The following is a 17,127-nucleotide window of genomic DNA, read 5'->3' on the forward strand; positions in this document are numbered from 1 at the left end:
ACAGAACTCAATTCATATTCGTTGGACGTGCCCCGAGCTGTCAAGCATCTATGGACAAGAAAGCCGAACTGAAGTAAGTTCAGGCGCAGTGACCGCGTCAGCACGAATCACAGTGACCACGTGAGCGTGGAAAGGAAACGATGTCAGACCGCGAGGATGCCCTTCATCAGATAGGCCATCCGTGCGGCGAATTCGGGACTCTGGGTGCCGCGTCTCATCCGCACCGCGTCGTTGACGATGGACAGCGCCGCGTGCACGGCCACCGCGCCCTGGTCCCGCTTGAGGCCCGGGTCGACCTCGATGAGCAGATCGATCCAGCGGGCGACATAGCGTCGCTGGATGTCGAGCAGCTCGGTGGCGCCGGGCTGGCCGGCGAGGACCGGGGAGTTGTTGAAGCTGACGGACAGGTCGGGAGTGCTGGTGATGACCTCGACGTACGAATCGACAAGCGTGGCAAGGAGCTTGGCGGGATCGTTCGTCGCTCCGTAGGCCGCCATCACCGCCGCCTCGAGGCGCGCACCGCTGCGATAACCGATGGCCACCAGGATCGCCATCTTCGACGGAAAGTGTTTGTACACACTGGGACCTGCGATTCCGACCGCGCCACCGATCTCGTCGACCCCGACGTCGGAGTACCCGCGCGCGGCGAACAGGGCGGCCGCCGCGTCGAGGATCTCGTCCCGGCGCGATCGCGTCGTCCCGGCGAGTTCGGGCGTGGTGGCGAGTGGGGGTGCCGTCGACGGGCTCAGCGCCAACAGCCGTCGGACCAACTTCTCGATCTCTTCCCGCGCGCGAATGCTCGACATGCGGGTGTGGTGCACGGTGAGGCTGCCGCTGACGCTCAGGATCGCCCACGCGAGTTGGACGGCCTCGCGTTCGGTCAGGTCCTCGCGTCCGGTGAGGATCGCGGCCGCCCACTGTCCGATCACCTCACGGGTGCGGAGCGCGACCTGTTTGTTCTGCTCGACCGTGAGGTAGTTGCTCGTCCAGCGCCAGAGCGAGGCCGTCTGCGGACGCTGGACGGCCAGCGCGCACACGGTGGAGATCAGCGTCGCCGCGTCGTTGCCGTCGCGGAGAGCTCTGTCGGTACACGCTTCGAGGTCGTCGACACCGGCCAGGACGGCCGCCTCGAGGAGTGACTGCTTGTCGTCGAAATGCCGGTAGACCGACGGTGCGGTGACGCCCGCCGAACGGGCGATGTCGGCGACCGACACCTGCGCGTAGCCGCGCTGGACGAAGAGCGACGCCGCAGAGTCGACGAGCTGTCGCTTGCGGTCGGCGCCCTTGGTGCGGGTCGTCTTTCGGTCAGGCATGGTGAACAGACCATAGCGCACATTCAGAGGAAATCCAGACCGGTTGACCACGGGGTATAGCCAAATAAGTGATTCCGCGTTAGCCTCGGTGAGTAACCAACTGGTGGTTCGTGTGAAAGGAACACTTTCGTGCCTGATCAAGCATTCATCTACGAGGCGATCCGCACGCCTCGTGGCAAGCAGCGCGGCGGTGCGCTGCACAGCGTCAAGCCGGTCGACCTGGTCTCGGGTCTGATCGACGAGGTTCTGGCCCGCCACGGCGGCCTCGATCCCGCCGACGTCAACGACGTGATCCTCGGTGTCGTCTCGCCGGTCGGCGAGCAGGGTGCGGTCATCGCACGTACCGCCGCCCTCAACAGCGGCCTCCCCGAGTCCGTTCCGGGTACCCAGATCAACCGCTTCTGCGCGTCGGGCCTGGAAGCCACCAACCTCGCGGCCGCCAAGGTCGCCTCCGGCTTCGACGACCTGGTGATCGCCGGTGGTGTCGAGTCGATGTCGCGCGTGCCGATGGGCAGCGACGGCGGTGCACTCTTCACCGACCCGGCCACCGCGTACGACCACTACATCGTCCCGCAGGGCATCGGTGCCGACCTGATCGCCACCATCGAGGGCTTCTCGCGCGAGGACGTCGACGCCTACGCCGCCGAGTCGCAGGCTCGTGCCGAGAAGGCTTGGACCAGTGGCTACTTCACCAAGTCCGTCGTGCCCGTCAAGGACATCAACGGCGTCACCATCCTCGACCACGACGAGCACCGTCGTCCGGGTTCGACCGTCGAGAGCCTCGGCAAGCTGAAGGCCGCCTTCGCCGCCCTCGCCGACATGGCCGGCTTCGACGACGTCGCGCTGCAGAAGTACCCGAGCGTGGAGAAGATCAACCACGTCCACACCGGTGGTAACAGCTCCGGCATCGTCGACGGCTCGGGCCTCGTGCTCATCGGTAGCGAGGAGGCCGGCAAGCGCAACGGCCTGACCCCCCGCGCCCGCGTCGTCTCGTTCGCCGAGGTCGGCTCCGAGCCCACCATCATGCTGACCGGCCCCACCCCGGCCACCGAGCTGGCACTGAAGAAGGCCGGCCTGACCGTCGACGACATCGACGTCTTCGAGCTGAACGAGGCCTTCGCCTCGGTCGTCATGAAGTGGATGAAGGATCTGAAGATCCCGCACGAGAAGGTCAACGTGAACGGTGGCGCGATCGCCATGGGTCACCCGCTCGGTGCGACCGGCGCGATGATCTACGGCACCTGCCTCGACGAGCTCGAGCGCACCGGCGGCCGCTACGGCCTGATCACCCTCTGCATCGGTGGCGGCATGGGCGTCGCGACCATCATCGAGCGTCTCTGACGACCCGCTCCCACTTCACGAGAAAGAACTCTGCGAAACACCATGAGTGACAACATGATCAACTGGGAGAAGGACGCCGACGGCGTCGTCATCCTGACCATGGACGACCCCAACCAGGGCGCCAACACCATGAACGCGCTGTACCAGGAGTCGATGGCTGCGACCGTCGACCGCCTGGAGGCGGAGAAGGACGACATCACCGGTGTCATCCTGACCTCGGCGAAGAAGACCTTCTTTGCCGGCGGCGACCTCAAGGACATGACGAGCGACCGCTCGAACGTCTCCAAGGCCGAGATCGCCACCCAGATCACCGAGACCACCAACGCCATGAAGAAGGTGCTGCGTCGTCTCGAGACCCTGGGCAAGCCCGTCGTCGCGGCCATCAACGGCGCCGCCCTCGGTGGCGGCCTGGAGATCGCGCTGCACACCCACTACCGCATCGCCGCGGACGTCAAGGGTGTCCAGATCGGTCTGCCCGAGGCCACCCTCGGCCTGCTCCCCGGTGGTGGCGGCGTCGTCCGTACCGTCCGCCTGCTCGGTATCCAGAACGCCCTCATGGGTGTCCTGCTCCAGGGCCAGCGCTTCAACCCGACCAAGGCCAAGGAGACCGGCCTGGTCAACGAGGTCGTCGGCTCCATCGAGGAACTGATCCCCGCCGCCAAGGCATGGATCAAGGAGAACCCCGAGGCCCAGCAGCCGTTCGACGTCAAGGGCTACAAGATCCCGGGCGGTGCTCCCACCAACCCGGCCTTCGCCGCGAACCTCCCGGCCCTGCCGGCCCTGCTGCGCAAGCAGATCAAGGGTGCCAACATGCCGGCTCCGCGCGCCATCCTGGCCGCGGCCGTCGAAGGTGCGTACGTCGACGTCGACACCGCCGACATCATCGAGACCCGCTACTTCGTCTCGCTGGTCACCGGCCAGGTCGCGCAGAACATGATCAAGGCGTTCTTCTTCGACCTGCAGCACATCAACGGTGGCGGCTCGCGCCCCGAGGGCTACGACAAGTACACCGCCAAGAAGGTCGGCGTCATCGGCGCCGGCATGATGGGCGCGGCCATCGCGTACGTCTCGGCCAAGGCCGGCATCGAGGTCGTCCTCAAGGACATCGATCTCGAAGCCGCCAAGCGCGGTAAGGGTTACTCGGAGAAGCTCGAGGAGAAGGCCCTCTCGCGTGGCAAGACCACGCAGGAGAAGAGCGACGCGCTCCTCGCCCGCATCCACCCGACCGTCGATCCGGAGGACTTCAAGGGCGTCGACCTCGTCATCGAGGCCGCCTTCGAGTCGGTCGAGGTCAAGCACAAGGTGTTCCAGGAGATCGAGGACATCGTCGAGCCCGACGCCGTCCTGGGTTCCAACACCTCGACCCTGCCGATCACCATCCTCGCCGAGGGCGTGAAGCGGTCCGAGGACTTCATCGGTATCCACTTCTTCTCGCCGGTCGACAAGATGCCGCTGGTCGAGATCATCAAGGGTGAGAAGACCTCGGATGCCGTGCTGGCCAAGGTCATCGACTACACCCTGCAGATCCGCAAGACCCCGATCGTCGTCAACGACAGCCGTGGCTTCTTCACCAGCCGTGTCATCGGCACCTTCATCAACGAGGCCATCGCGGCCGTCGGCGAGGGCGTCGAGCCGGCCTTCATCGAGCATGCGGGCACCCAGGCCGGCTACCCGGCCGCGCCGCTGCAGCTCATGGACGAGCTGACCCTGACCCTGCCGCAGAAGATCCGCAAGGAGACCGAGGCAGCGCTCAAGGCCGAGGGCAAGGAAGTTCCGCAGCACGGCTCGAACGCCGTCGTCGACTGGATGGTCGAGAACGGCCGCACCGCCAAGAAGGACGGCAAGGGCTTCTACGACTACGACGAGAACGGCAAGCGCACCCAGCTCTGGCCGGGCCTGCGTGAGCAGTTCAAGTCGGGCACCACGGAGATCCCGCTCGAGGACATGAAGGAGCGCATGCTCTTCGCCGAGTCCCTCGAGACCGTCAAGTGCTTCGACGAAGGTGTGCTCACCTCCGTCGAGGACGCCAACATCGGTTCGATCTTCGGCATCGGCTTCCCGGCCTGGACCGGCGGTGTCATCCAGTACGTCAACGGTTACGAGGGTGGCGTGCCCGGCTTCGTCGCGCGCGCCAAGGAGCTCGCCGGCAAGTACGGCAAGCACTTCGAGCCGCCGGCCTCGCTCGTCGAGAAGGCCGAGCAGGGTGTCACCAAGCTGACCAACGAGAACCTCGCTGCGAAGTAAGGCACTCGCTGTTGGGTGACCAGCAGACATCAAGGCCCCGGCCGGATTCGTTCCGGTCGGGGCTCTTGCTTTCGCTCACTTTCTCCGTTCCCGCTCACCGTTGAAGGGTGAGCGAGAACGGATCTTGTGAGCGAAACTAGGCGGCGAGGAGCCCGAACTTCTTTAGCCAGGGCTGCAGCAGCGGAACGAGTTGGCGCTTCTCGAGGGTTGACCAGGTCCAGCGGACGACGGTGACGCCCTTGGCGCGCAGTCGATCCTCGCGCAGCTTCTCGCGAATGACCACGTCGGTCGCCGACTCATCGGCATTGCGGAGTAGGCCGTACTTGTGCAGACCGTCGAACTCGCCGACGAGCAGTTCCTCCCAGTCGAAGTCGCTGCGGTACTTCTGACCGTCGATGACGAACTCACGCTGCAGCGTCGGGATCGGGAGACCCGCGTCGATCATCTGCGCGCGACTCCAGGATTCGCCGACGCTCTCCGCGGCCGCGTTCGCGAAGGGCAATGCTCGCCGGGCATTCCGTGCGCTCTGGCGTCGGCGGCCTGCGAGGAGATCCGCCATCACGGTGGGGTCGGCACCGGCACGGAGCGCGGCGTCGAAAATGACCAGGGCCTGGTCGAAACTCCCCATGGTCGCGACGTCGACGGCGGTGCGTTCGATGGACGTGACCCGTATGCCGTCGACCTCGACAACCTCCTGTGGGTCGAGCGGTGACGCGTGCAGATGTCGTTGTCCGCGAATCGATCCGCCCGAAGGACGCCCGGTGGTCACATGGACGAGGCCGAGATCCGGATGCAGCATCGGTAGCTCGTGAAGAGCTGCGGCGGACACGTGGCTGAGCGGATGACCGTCGGTGGGGCCCGAGGTGGCGACCGCCAGCGCGCGCAGACGGTGACGCTTCTCGAGGGAGTCCGCACCGGCCGGTTGGTCGGAGGCCGGGACCCAGACTCCCGGTATCAGGCGCACGAGCTCACGGCGGGTGGTGGCACCGGATAGTTGTTGGTCGGAGAATCCGGCGTGCAGTGCTGCATCGCGGTGGACGAGCCCGAAGCGATCGGTGGGAAAGGACGGCACAGAGATACGACGCAGCGCGCGGCGACAGGGTTCCCGTCCGCGGGAGCGCTCACATGATCCGTTCCCGCTCACCCTTCAAGAGTGAGCGGGAACGGATGTGGTGAGCGAAGACTCAGGTGGTCTGGAGTGAAATACCGCCGCGGGAACGGGTGATCAGCGGGTCAGGAAGGAGCTGACCGTCGCCTCGAACGCTTCCTTGGCCTCGATCATCACCCAGTGGCCGCACTTCGGGAAGATGTGCAGCTCGGCGTCGGGGATGAGGCGCATGGGGACCATCGCCATGTCGGGCGGGCTGACGCGGTCGTCGCGGCCCCAGGTGAGGAGCGTCGGGCAGGCGACCTTGTGCATCGACGCCCAATAGGGAGGAGTGTCGGAGGCGGCCATGAACTGCTGCTGCATCTCGAAAGCCGCTGAACCGTACATCATCTGGGCGGTCTTCTGGGCGTCCGGATTGATCGCGGCTTCCCAGCGCTCCTCGATGAGCTCCTCGGTCACGAGGGAACGGTCGAAGACCATGGAGTTCAGCCAGCGGACGAGCTTGTCCTTGTCGGGGGCGTCGGTGAACTCCTGCAGGAGACGCAGGCCCTCGCTGGGGCTGGGGCTGAAGACGTTCGGGCCGACGCCGCCGATGGTCACGAGCTTCTCGACACGGTCGGGCTTCTTGATCGCCAGGTTGACGCCGACGACGCCGCCCATCGAGTTGCCGATCATCGGGGCCTTGTCGATGCCGAGCGCATCCATGAACCGGATGACCGAGCCGCCGGCGGTGAGGACCGGGTGACCTTCGACCGCGTCGCTGACGCCGAAGCCGGGGAACTCGATCACGTAGCAGTGATGGGTCTGCGCGAAGTGGCCGAGGTTGCCGCGATAGTTGCGCCAACCGGTGACACCGGGGCCGGACCCGTGCAGGAGGATCAGCGGCGGCGCGTCGGCGTCACCGGCCTCGTGGTAGCGCAGGGTGCCCTGGTCGGTCGTCAGTTCCCGTTTGGTCGCATCGTAGGAGACATCCACGCGACTAGATTAGAACGTGTTCTAATCCGTTGTCACGGGTGTGCGTGATCGTGTCCGTGACCTGCGGAGATGTGCCCGACTCCGATGATGTCGTGGAGGATGCGATGCACGATCGCATCGCCGACGACCTCGTAGTGGACCCTCCGGCCGACCTTCTCCGACCGCACCCACCCCTGGTCGCGGAGTGCCCGGATCGACTGCGAGGCGGCGTTCTCGGTGATGCCGATCGCGGCGGCGAGCTCGGCGACCGTCGAGCCCGGATGTGCGTGCATCTCGGCGACAAGACGCAGGCGCGTCGGGTCGCTGAGCAGCGTGAAGCGCGCGGCCCATGAGTCCGCGTCGAAATCGGTCACCCGTGCCTCCTCTGCTCGTCCCGCCCTCTCGAATTACACCACCGGGCATGAATGCCGGGGTCGAGTGGCGACCGATGTATGTCTGGGAGAACATATGTCTGTGACGACACGTATTGGCCACCGGCCCCTCGGACGCCGCGGACGGCCGGTGATCGTCGTGATCGCGGCGATGGTGCTCGCCGGAGTGGCCCTCGGGGGATGCGCCGGAGAGCAGGATGCCGCAACGTCGGATCAGATCGTGCTCGCCGAGAGCCAGGACCTCGGCCAGTTCAACCCGATGCTCGGTTACGGGCAGCTGGGTGTGTCGCCGATCTACGACGGACTGTTGGTTCCCGCAGCCGACGGCGACGATCGCGTCCCCGACCTCGTGCCCGCGCTGGCCGCGTCGGCGCCTGAACGCATCGCGCCGCGGACCTGGCGGGTACCGCTGAAGGACGGCGTCACCTTCTCCGACGGCACCGCCTTCGATGCCGCCGACGTGGTCGCGACCTACCGCGCCGCGGTCGACCCGAAGGTGGCGTCGGGTATCTCCACCGACTTCGCGCCGATCGTATCCATCGAAGCCGATGGGCCGCAGGCGATCAGGCTGACCATGAACACCGACGCCGACCCCTCGCCGTACCTCCTTCTCGGCATCGTCCCGTCGGAGAAGGTGGAGGCCGCCCCCGCTGCGAGATGGGCACTGAACACCGAACCCGTGGGAACCGGCCCCTATCGCCTCGAATCCCTCGACCCCGACCAGGCGGTCCTCGTCGCGCGTGACGACCGTCCGGAGTCGCCGGCGGTGCGCAAGATCGTCTACACGCATGTCCCCGACGACAACTCTCGTGCGCAGCTCGTGCAAACCGGCGAGGTCGACGGGGCGGGCCTCCCGCCGCGGCTTGCCGATGGGTTCGTCGACCGTGCGGGAGTCGACGTCGCCGAGGTGGCATCGGCCGACTGGCGGGGAGTGTCGCTGCCGGCCCGCAACGCCTTCACCGCCGACCCCGCTGCGCGCCTGGCGATGAACATCGGCGTCGACCGGGACGCGCTGGTGGACGACGTGCTGCTGGGTAAAGGCGAGCCGGCGAGCACCCCGATCGCAAAGGTCTACGGCGACGCCTTCGACGCCGACGCCCAGTTCGCGCACGACCGTTCGCGGGCTGAGTCGATCCTCGACGACGCGGGCTGGCGCACCGGTTCCGACGGCATACGCGCCCGGAACCGGGTTCGCGCGTCGTTCCCGCTGCTGTACAACGCCGAGGACACCCTGCGCCGCGACCTGGCGGTCGCCTTCGCCGCGTCGATGAAGAAGATCGGCGTCGAGGTGCTCACACGCGGCACCAGCTGGGACGAGATCGACACCAAGATGGACACCGCCGGTGCGCTTCTCGGCGGAGGTGCGACCCCCTACAGCATCGATTCCCAGGTGTACGACGCCCTGCACACCCGCGTGCCGGATTCGTCGCCCTACTCCAACCCGGGCAACTTCACCGCCCCCGGGCTCGACGAAATGCTCGACGCTGCAAGGGAATCGGCGACAGGACCGGAGAACGACGAACGGTACCGACGTATCCAGCAGATATACGCACGCCAGCCGTCGCAGGTGTTCCTCGCCTTCGTCCACCACACCTACGTGGCCCGCAGCACGGGGTGGAACCATGATGCCCCGATCCTCGAACCCCACTCGCACGGCGTGACCTGGGGGCCGTGGTGGAACCTGCCATCCTGGGCGCCGGCGTCGTGACCACGCAGATCCGGTCGGACGCCGAGCGGCTCGCGGCGATCCCGCGTCCCGGTTCGGAAAGTCCGGTCGGCACAGGCAAACACGCACATCGCCCGGGTCGTTCTCGGATCGCCATCCAACTTCTCGGTCGTCGGTTCCTGGTGATGATCCCGACCGTGCTCCTCGTGTCGCTGGGGGTGTTCGCGGTCGCCGCGGCCTCGCCGTTCGACCCGCTGACGGCGCACCTCGGGGACAGGTACCAGTCGGCGACGCAGGCGCAACGGGACGCCGTCACACAGGCCTACGGACTCGACGACCACTGGTTCACGGCCTGGTGGAAATGGTGGGTTGCGGTGTTCCGGGGAGACCCGGGGTGGTCGTCGACCATGCGCCAGCCGGTCGCCGATGTGATCGGTCAACGGCTCCCGTTCACCGTCGGAATGTCGTTGGCGGCGTTGCTGTCTGCGGCGGTGATCGCCATCGTCCTCGGTGCGGTGGTCGGCATGCGGCGCGGCGGCCTGCTCGACCGTGCCTGCACATCTCTGGCTGCCATGCTCGCCGCGACACCGCCGTTCGTCGTGTCTCTTCTGCTGGTCAGCGTTTTCGCGGTGGGGCTGGGTTGGTTCCCGACCTCGGGCGCACGGCGCCCGGGTGACGACTACTCGCTCGACGGGCTGCTCACGCACGCCGTGCTGCCCTACCTGGCGTTGACCATCTCGATGATTCCGTGGTTGCTGCTGACGATGCGATCGGCGGTCGTCGACGCTGCGGTGTCCGACGCGGTGCTGGGTGCACGTGCCCGAGGCGTGGGTGGGTGGCCGTTGCTGCGCGGGCACATCGTGCCGGTGTCGGTGCTGCCGACCCTTGCGCTTCTCGGAACACGGCTGCCGGAGCTCATCGCCGGCGCCGCCATCGTCGAAACCGTCTTCGGTTGGCCGGGACTCGCCGAGGCGCTCGTCGATTCCGCGGTGGCACTGGACTTCTCGCTCCTCGCGCCGCTGGCCGTCGGGTCCGCGGTGCTCGTCCTCATCGGGTCGGCGCTGTCGGATGCGACCGCCGTCTGGATCGATCCGCGGATCGGGTTACGCGCATGACCGCGGCCCACCAGCCGACGATCTCCGAGGTGAGTCGTCGGGCCACGGTTCGCGAGCGCTTCACTCTCGTCGCGCCGTGGATCGTGCTCGGCGTGATCGCGCTCCTCGCCGTGGGCTGGCCTCTCGTCGCCGGCGATCAGACCGCAGACTTCGCACAGGCATTGCGTGCGCCCGGCGACGGCGCTGTGCTCGGTACCGATCATTCCGGTTACGACCTCGGCGTGCGCACCGCGGAGGGGCTGCGGATCTCGTTGCTCATCGCCATCGCCTGCGCGGTCCTGGCCACCGTCCTCGGTGTGGTCATCGGGATCGCGTCGGTCACCGCCGGCGGGTGGGTCGACGCCATCGTCATGCGCGTCGTCGACGGCGTGAACGCACTGCCTCACCTGGTCGTGGGGGTTGTGATCGCGGCGATGTGGCGCGGTGAACCGGTCGCGATCATCGCGTCGATCGCGCTGACACATTGGCCGGCCGTGGCGCGGGTGGTGCGCGCCGAACTGCTCGAGGCGACCTCGGCCGGGTGGGTGGAGACCGCGCGCCTGGCGGGTGCATCGCGAACCTTTGTCGCGGCCCGCCACCTCCTGCCCGCGGTGTCCGGTCAGGTGCTGGTCGCCATGACAGTCCTTCTCCCGCATGCGGTGTGGCACGAGACGACGCTGTCGTTTCTGGGGGTTGGTCTCTCGCCCGATGCGGCGAGCCTCGGCACCCTCGTCGGGCAAGCTCGCGGCGACGTCCTCACCGGCGCCTGGTGGACGCTGGTGGTTCCCGGTGTGGCGCTGATGGTCACCGCGCTCGCGTTCTCCTGGGCCGCCGCCTCGCTACGGCGCGCCACTCTTCCGCCGACCGGGGAGGTGTGGCGGTGAGTGCTCGGCTCGAGGGCGTGACCGTCGACGTGACCGCCCGAAGCCGCGAACGGGTCCGGGTCCTCGACGACGTGACGATCGATCTGCCGACCGGCTCGATGACCGCGCTCGTCGGCGAATCCGGGTGCGGGAAGTCGATGGTCGCGGCCGCGCTCTGCGGGCTGCTGCCGCCCGGGTCGAGCGTGGCCGGGCGGCTGTCCCTGGGCGACGATGCTTTCCTCGGCGACGAGATCAGCGGGCGCGACCCGCGCTGGCGCGCGTTGCGTGGACGCCGCGTCGGGATGGTGCCGCAGTCGGCGGCGACCTCGTTCACGCCGGTGCGCACGCTCGGTCCGCAGCTCGACGAGGTGATCGCCGGCCTCGACGGCCCACGCGACGCCGTCGAGCTGTGCCGAGCGGTGCATCTCGATCCCGACGCGCTGGATCTCTACCCGCACGAACTGTCCGGGGGCATGGCGCAACGCGCCGCGATCGCCGCAGCTCTGGCCGGTGATCCGGACGTCCTGGTGGCCGACGAACCCACGTCCGCCCTCGATCCCGACCTCGCCGCCGCGATCTGGGCACTCCTCGCAGACACGGCCCGACGCGGCGCCGCCGTCCTGGTGATCACCCACGACATGGACGCGTTACGAACGGGTGGGTGCGATTCCGTGGCGGTCATGCGTGCCGGCCGGATCGTCGAGCAGCGCACTGCCGCCGACCTCGCGTCGTCCGACGACGAGTACGTCGCCGCCTTCTTCGAGGCGGTCGCATGACGGCGACACTCGTCGGCAGCGGCCTGACCGCACGTTTCGGCGACCGTGAGGTGTTCACCGATCTCGAAGTCGCCGTTGACGCGGGATCGATCACCGGGGTCGTTGGACGCTCGGGGAGCGGTAAGACGACGTTGCTTCGCATCCTCGCGGGGCTCACCGAACCCGCGGCCGGCACCGTCGAGCAGCGCGGTCTGGAACCACGGCCGGGGACCATCGGACTGCTCGCGCAGCATCCCCGCGTCGTAGCGAACCCGCGCTGGACCCTGCGGCGGATCGTGGCGGAACCCGCCGCGATCGGGCGACGGGACTGCGACACCGAGGCGATCGCCGCACGCGTCGGCCTCAACCCTGCACTCCTCGACCGGTTCCCCTCGCAGGTGTCCGACGGGCAGCTCCAACGTGCATGCGTCGGACGGCTACTGGTCCAAGCTCCGAAGTTCGTGCTGTGCGACGAGCCGACCGCCATGCTCGACCCGGTCTCGGCGAGAGCCGTGATCGGGCTGCTCCAAGAGCTGGTCGACGACGGCGCCGGGATGGTGCTGGTCAGCCATCAACGGCGGATCATCGAGGCGCGGTGCGACCGGGTGGTGGATCTCGACGCGAGGTGACGGCTGGTTTCGATACGGCTCGTCGCAGGCTCCTCGCCTACTCAACCAGCAGAAGTGCACTCAACCAGCGGGAAACCTCGCCTACTCAGCCAGCGGGGAACGTCGCCTGCTCAACCAGCAGAAGTGCACTTAAGCAGCGGGGAACGTCGCCTACTCAACCAGCGGGAGACGTCGCCTACTCAACCAGCGGAAGACCCCTCACATCTGCAACCGCACCGCGTCGTCCTCGCCCATGGCGTCTTCGAGGACCTCGGGGGAGTAGTCGACGTCGATGTCGGCGACCGAGCGTCCGCGGGCGGATTCGATGGCGGAGAGTCGGCGTTGGGCGCGGTCGGCGGCGTAGGTGAGGAACTCGTCGTTGTCGAGGCCGAAGGGTTGCTCGTCGAACTGCTGGTTGACCCAGTCGATCATGCCGAGCGCCAGCGGGAGGAGCTCGTCCATGCGTTCACCGACGGTGGCCCACAGCGAGTCGTCGGCGGCGACATGCCGGCGGCAGGTGAAGGTGCCCCACGCCATGTGGCGACGCTCGTCGTCGCTGATGAAGCGGATCAGCTTCTGCATGCCGGGGAAGATGTCGTAGCGCGTGCAGACCTTCTGCCAGGCGTGGTAGCCCGTCAGCGCCAGGCTGCCCTCGATGACGTGGTTGTAGGTGACGCTGGCGCGAATCTGATTGCGTGGCGACGCGTCGTGCTCAAGGGCGTGCAGCGACTCCGGCAGCTCCTCGTAGAACAGCCGGCGATAGAAGGGGTTCTCCGCGACGAACGCCTGGAGATCGCTGCGTAGCCCGACCGAGTCCATCCACATCCGGAAGACCTGGGTGTGCTTGGCCTCTTCGAAGCAGAACTGGGTCAGGTACATCTCGTCGCCGAAGCGCCCCTCGGCGGCCATCGCCTTCATGAAGGGCTGGATGTCCTCGGTGACGGCTTCCTCGCCAGCGATGAACTGACTCACGAGATACGTTGCGCTACGGCGCTGCTCGTCGGTGAGCTCGGCCCAGTCCTGCGCGTCCCGCGAGAAGTCGATCGCAATGGGGTCCCAGAACCGCGAGTTCCCTTTGATGAAGAGACGCAACGGAAATGAGTCCCAGTTGAGACCTCCTTGTCGCAATGACGAGAAGTCCTGGCGGCCCTCTTCCTTGTGCTCGATAAGGGTCATGAGATCACCAGCCAACTGCCGAAGAGAATATGAATACCTGACGCTAACGCTTTCCCTTGCGAACAGTGTCGGGTTCAGTGAATTCGCTTGCCGTAGCTCATGTTACGCCTTGTCGAGAACGGGCTCCGGTGTCGTGTCCTCGTCCTTGGTCTTGGCCAGTGCACTCGGCCACCAGATCTTGCGACCGATGTCGAGGGTCAGCGCGGGCACCAGGAGGGTGCGCACGATGAGCGTGTCGATGAGGACGCCGAACGCCACCAGGAACGCCACCTGAGCAAGGAACAGCAGCGGGATCACGGCGAGCGCGGCGAAGGTCGCCGCCAGCACGACACCGGCCGAGGTGATGACCCCGCCGGTCGCGGTGAGGCCGCGGATCATGCCGATGCGGGTCCCGTGCCGGAGCGCTTCCTCGCGCACGCGGGTCATCAGGAAGATGTTGTAGTCGATGCCGAGCGCCACGAGGAACACGAAGGCGAACAGCGGGACCACCGGGTCGGCGCCGGGGAAGCCGAACGGACCGTTGAACAGCAGCGCCGCGACGCCCAGCGTCGTCGCGAACGACAACACCGTGGTCGCCAGCAGGATCGCCGGCGCCAGGACGCTGCGGAGCAGCGCCACCAGCACGAGGAACACCACGATCAGCACGATCGGGATGATCAGGTTGCGGTCGTGGATCGACGCCTCACGGGTGTCGAGATCGATGGCCGTGGTGCCGCCGACCAGTGCGTCGGCATTCGGTACCGAGTCGACCGCCGAGCGGATGTCGGAGACCGTGTCCTGCGCGGCGAGCGACTCCGCGTTGTCGGTCAGCGTCGCGGTGATCGCGACCTTGCCGTCGACCACCTTCGGGGCGTCGCCCTCGGTGCTGAACGAGGCGTTGGCGACGCCGTCGGTCCCGCGAACCACGTCGAGCACGGCAGGTCCGGCCGCCTGATCAGCGATGACGTAGGTGGGCGTGCCACTACCGGCGTCGAAGTGCTCGGCTTGGATCTCGGCGCCCTCCACGGACTCGACGGTGCCCATGAAGAAGTCCGTCGAGGCGATGCCGTCGGCCTTGAAGGTCGGGGCGAACGCGGCACCGATGAGCAGCACGATCAGCGTGCCCGCCCAGATGGCGCGCGGCTTGGATGCGACCGTGTCGGCGATGCGCTTCCACAGGCGGTGGGTGGCGCCGCTGTCGGCCGAGGTCTCCGGCGCGTACTTGGGGCGCAGCGGCCAGAACGCGGTGCGGCCGAGCAGTGCGAGCGCGGCGGGCAGGAACGTCATCGACGCCAGGAACGACGCGACGATGCCGATCGCGGCGACCGGGCCCAGGCTCTTGTTGGAGTTCAGATCCGACAGCAGCAGACACAGGACACCGGCGATGACGGTGCCCGCCGACGCGGAGACCGGCTCGATCGTCGCACGCCATGCCTGCTTGAGTGCGGAGTACTTGTCCTCGGTGGCCATCAGTTCCTCGCGATAGCGGGACACGAGCAGCAGCGCGTAGTCCGTCGCGGCGCCGAAGACGAGGATGAACAGGATGCCCTGGCTCTGGCCGTTGAGGTCGAGCACGCCCTGCTTGGTCAGGAAGTAGACGAGTCCGGATGCGAGTCCGAGGGCAAAGACCGCGGAGATGACCACCACGAACGGCAGGATCGGGCTGCGGTAGACGACGATCAGGATCAGGATCACGACGGCTCCGGCGACCAACAGCAGCAGACCGTCGATGCCGGCGAAAGCCTCGCCGAGGTCGGCGACCTGGCCCGCAGGACCGGTGACCGCGACCGTCAGACCGTCCGGTGCGTTCGCCAGCTTGTCGCGCAGGAGCTCGACCGTGTCCGCGGGCTCGTCGTTGCTCTGGATCGGGACGAAGACCTGGGCGGCCTGGCCGTCCTGCGACGGGATGGGCGGGGACACCGCCGGGCCGAAACCGGGTGTACCGGCCAGGTCGGAGGTGGTGGTGCGCAGGAAGTCGAGGTCGCCGGGGGTGATCCCGTTCGAGCGTTCGGCGATGACGATGGCGGGGATCTCGTCGGTGTCCTGGAAGTCGGCCAGCAGATTCTGGACCTGCGTCGACTCGGCCGAGGCGGGGAGGAACGAGCTGTTGTCGTTGCTCGCGACGCTCGCCAGCTTGCCGGCGAACGGACCCGTGATGCCGCCGACGATCAACCAGCCCAGAAGGAGAAGAGCGGGGATCAGCCAGCGGAGCCTTCGGGTGGGACGGGGACTCGAAACGGTCTTGTCCGGCATGGGGTCATCGTTCCATGAGTCCTCCGTGCGCGCGGAGGAAGGGCTCGAGGGCGGTCGCATGCAACCGATTCGGCGCCGAGCGCGCGCCGGATGGCCGCCGCGCAGACGCATGGCACGGATCACGTCAAATGGCTGCGGCAATCGGACATGTGGACCAACATGTGACCTACGTCGCATAAGCAGACGGCGATATCTAACGCCCTGTCTCGGGGCGGCATGAGCGAGGAGTACATGTGAAGACCAAGGGTGCAGTTCTCCGGAATCCGGGCGAGAAGTGGCAGATCGAGGAATTCGAGCTCGGCGACCCGGTGGCAGGCGAAGTCCAGGTGAAGCTCGTCAGCTCGGGTCTCTGCCACAGCGATCATCACCTTCGCACCGGTGACAGCCCGGCGCCGATGCCGGTGCTGGGCGGACACGAGGGTGCCGGCGTCGTGACCAAGGTCGGCCCGGGTGTCACCCGCCTCAAGGAGGGCGACCATGTCGTCACCGCGTTCATCCCGGCATGCGGAACCTGTGAGCCGTGTTCGCGCGGTCAGCAGAACATCTGCGACGAGGGGGCGCGCCTGCTGACCGGCTTGTCCATCTCCGACGACACCAACCGGGCACACACCCATGACGGACTGCCGCTCGTGCAGATGTGCATGCTCGGCACGTTCGCGCCCTACATCACGGTCAACCAGGCGTCGCTGGTGAAGATCGAGGACGACATCCCACTGCAGGCCGCAGCCCTACTCGGATGCGGTGTGGCCACCGGTTGGGGTTCGGCGGTCGAGATCGGCGGCACGCATGCGGGCGACACGGTGGTGGTGGTCGGCATCGGCGGTGTCGGCATCAACTCGGTCCAGGGCGCCGCGGCAGCCGGTGCACGCAACGTCATCGCCGTCGACCCGGTGCCCTTCAAGCTGCAGATGGCCGAAAAGCTCGGTGCGACACACACCTTCGCGTCGATGGAGGACGCGCTCGAAGCCATCGGGGACATCACCTGGGGCCGGATGGCCAACACCACCATCCTCACCGTCGGCGAGATCGACGGCTCGATGATCGCCCCCGCTCTGGCCCTCACCGGCAAGGGCGGCCAGGTCGTCGTGGTGGGCATGGGCAACTTCCAGTCGATGGACGCCCAGATGAACCTCTTCGAGCTCACCCTCCTGCAGAAGCGGGTCCAGGGTGCGATCTTCGGTGGTGCGAGCCCACGGACCCAGGTCCCGGCACTGCTCAACGAATACCGCGCGGGCAAGCTCAACCTCAGCGATCTGGTGACCAACACCTACCGGCTCGACCAGATCAACGAGGCCTACGACGACATGCTGGCAGGCAACAACATTCGCGGCATGATCGTCTACGGGGAAGACGATTACTGATCGTTCTCCGACGCGCTGAT

At 67.1% G+C, this 17,127-nt stretch carries 14 protein-coding genes; 8 read left to right on the forward strand and 6 right to left on the reverse strand.

Features of this window, described 5'->3' with window-relative positions:
- Nucleotides 1–143 precede the first annotated feature (143 nt).
- Nucleotides 144–1,313 (reverse strand): TetR/AcrR family transcriptional regulator, encoded by a 1,170-nt coding sequence (locus GONAM_RS21015; protein ID WP_040537143.1) that lies wholly within the window; start codon nt 1,311–1,313, stop codon nt 144–146.
- 129 nt (nt 1,314–1,442) lie between these two features.
- Between GONAM_RS21015 and GONAM_RS21020 the strand changes: the two genes are divergently transcribed.
- Both GONAM_RS21020 and GONAM_RS21025 read left to right on the forward strand, forming a co-directional pair.
- On the forward strand, nt 1,443–2,654 hold the full coding sequence (locus tag GONAM_RS21020; protein ID WP_006868770.1) for an acetyl-CoA C-acetyltransferase: 1,212 nt from the start codon (nt 1,443–1,445) through the stop codon (nt 2,652–2,654).
- Nucleotides 2,655–2,696: 42 nt separating this feature from the next.
- Entirely contained in the window at nt 2,697–4,898 is a 2,202-nt protein-coding gene (locus GONAM_RS21025; RefSeq protein WP_040537125.1) for a 3-hydroxyacyl-CoA dehydrogenase NAD-binding domain-containing protein, read from the forward strand.
- Nucleotides 4,899–5,034: 136 nt separating this feature from the next.
- Here GONAM_RS21025 and GONAM_RS21030 read toward each other — a convergent pair whose 3' ends face one another.
- The 3 genes from GONAM_RS21030 to GONAM_RS21040 form a co-directional block, all read right to left on the reverse strand.
- Complete coding sequence (locus GONAM_RS21030; protein WP_040537127.1) at nt 5,035–5,970, reverse strand: hypothetical protein; 936 nt, start codon at nt 5,968–5,970, stop codon at nt 5,035–5,037.
- 153 nt (nt 5,971–6,123) lie between these two features.
- Nucleotides 6,124–6,981 carry an alpha/beta fold hydrolase gene (locus GONAM_RS21035; protein ID WP_006868773.1) on the reverse strand — a complete coding sequence of 286 codons (858 nt, stop codon included), beginning with the start codon at nt 6,979–6,981 and terminating at the stop codon, nt 6,124–6,126.
- A gap of 32 nt (nt 6,982–7,013) precedes the next feature.
- Complete coding sequence (locus tag GONAM_RS21040; protein WP_006868774.1) at nt 7,014–7,334, reverse strand: ArsR/SmtB family transcription factor; 321 nt, start codon at nt 7,332–7,334, stop codon at nt 7,014–7,016.
- Nucleotides 7,335–7,503: 169 nt separating this feature from the next.
- Here GONAM_RS21040 and GONAM_RS21045 point away from each other — a divergent pair, with 169 nt between their 5' ends.
- The 5 genes from GONAM_RS21045 to GONAM_RS21065 are packed head-to-tail and all read left to right on the forward strand — an operon-like array spanning nt 7,504 to nt 12,359.
- Nucleotides 7,504–9,060 carry an ABC transporter substrate-binding protein gene (locus tag GONAM_RS21045; protein ID WP_439644550.1) on the forward strand — a complete coding sequence of 519 codons (1,557 nt, stop codon included), beginning with the start codon at nt 7,504–7,506 and terminating at the stop codon, nt 9,058–9,060.
- On the forward strand, nt 9,057–10,133 hold the full coding sequence (locus GONAM_RS21050; RefSeq protein ID WP_006868776.1) for an ABC transporter permease: 1,077 nt from the start codon (nt 9,057–9,059) through the stop codon (nt 10,131–10,133). Before GONAM_RS21045 ends, GONAM_RS21050 begins: the two co-directional genes overlap by 4 nt.
- Entirely contained in the window at nt 10,130–10,996 is an 867-nt protein-coding gene (locus GONAM_RS21055; protein WP_006868777.1) for an ABC transporter permease, read from the forward strand. The genes GONAM_RS21050 and GONAM_RS21055 overlap by 4 nt, the downstream gene beginning before the upstream one ends.
- Entirely contained in the window at nt 10,993–11,751 is a 759-nt protein-coding gene (locus tag GONAM_RS21060) for an ATP-binding cassette domain-containing protein (RefSeq protein ID WP_006868778.1), read from the forward strand. Before GONAM_RS21055 ends, GONAM_RS21060 begins: the two co-directional genes overlap by 4 nt.
- A complete protein-coding gene (locus tag GONAM_RS21065; protein ID WP_006868779.1) occupies nt 11,748–12,359 on the forward strand; it encodes an ABC transporter ATP-binding protein in 612 nt (203 codons plus the stop codon). Before GONAM_RS21060 ends, GONAM_RS21065 begins: the two co-directional genes overlap by 4 nt.
- Before the next feature lie 198 nt (nt 12,360–12,557).
- On the opposite strand, the gene GONAM_RS21070 is transcribed toward GONAM_RS21065, so the two are convergent.
- Together GONAM_RS21070 and GONAM_RS21075 are read right to left on the reverse strand one after the other, a co-directional pair.
- A complete protein-coding gene (locus GONAM_RS21070; RefSeq protein ID WP_006868780.1) occupies nt 12,558–13,514 on the reverse strand; it encodes a R2-like ligand-binding oxidase in 957 nt (318 codons plus the stop codon).
- A 102-nt stretch (nt 13,515–13,616) separates the two neighbouring features.
- Nucleotides 13,617–15,746, reverse strand: a complete 2,130-nt coding sequence (locus GONAM_RS21075) for an MMPL family transporter (RefSeq protein ID WP_006868781.1) — start codon at nt 15,744–15,746, stop codon at nt 13,617–13,619.
- A 233-nt stretch (nt 15,747–15,979) separates the two neighbouring features.
- On the opposite strand from GONAM_RS21075, the gene GONAM_RS21080 reads away from it, so the two are divergent.
- The gene (locus GONAM_RS21080) at nt 15,980–17,107 is read left to right on the forward strand and encodes an NDMA-dependent alcohol dehydrogenase (RefSeq protein ID WP_006868782.1); all 1,128 of its coding nucleotides are present in this window, start codon (nt 15,980–15,982) and stop codon (nt 17,105–17,107) included.
- The last annotated feature ends 20 nt before the right edge of the window (nt 17,108–17,127 follow it).

The organism is Gordonia namibiensis NBRC 108229 (assembly GCF_000298235.1).
GTDB classification, from domain to species: Bacteria; Actinomycetota; Actinomycetes; order Mycobacteriales; family Mycobacteriaceae; genus Gordonia; species Gordonia namibiensis.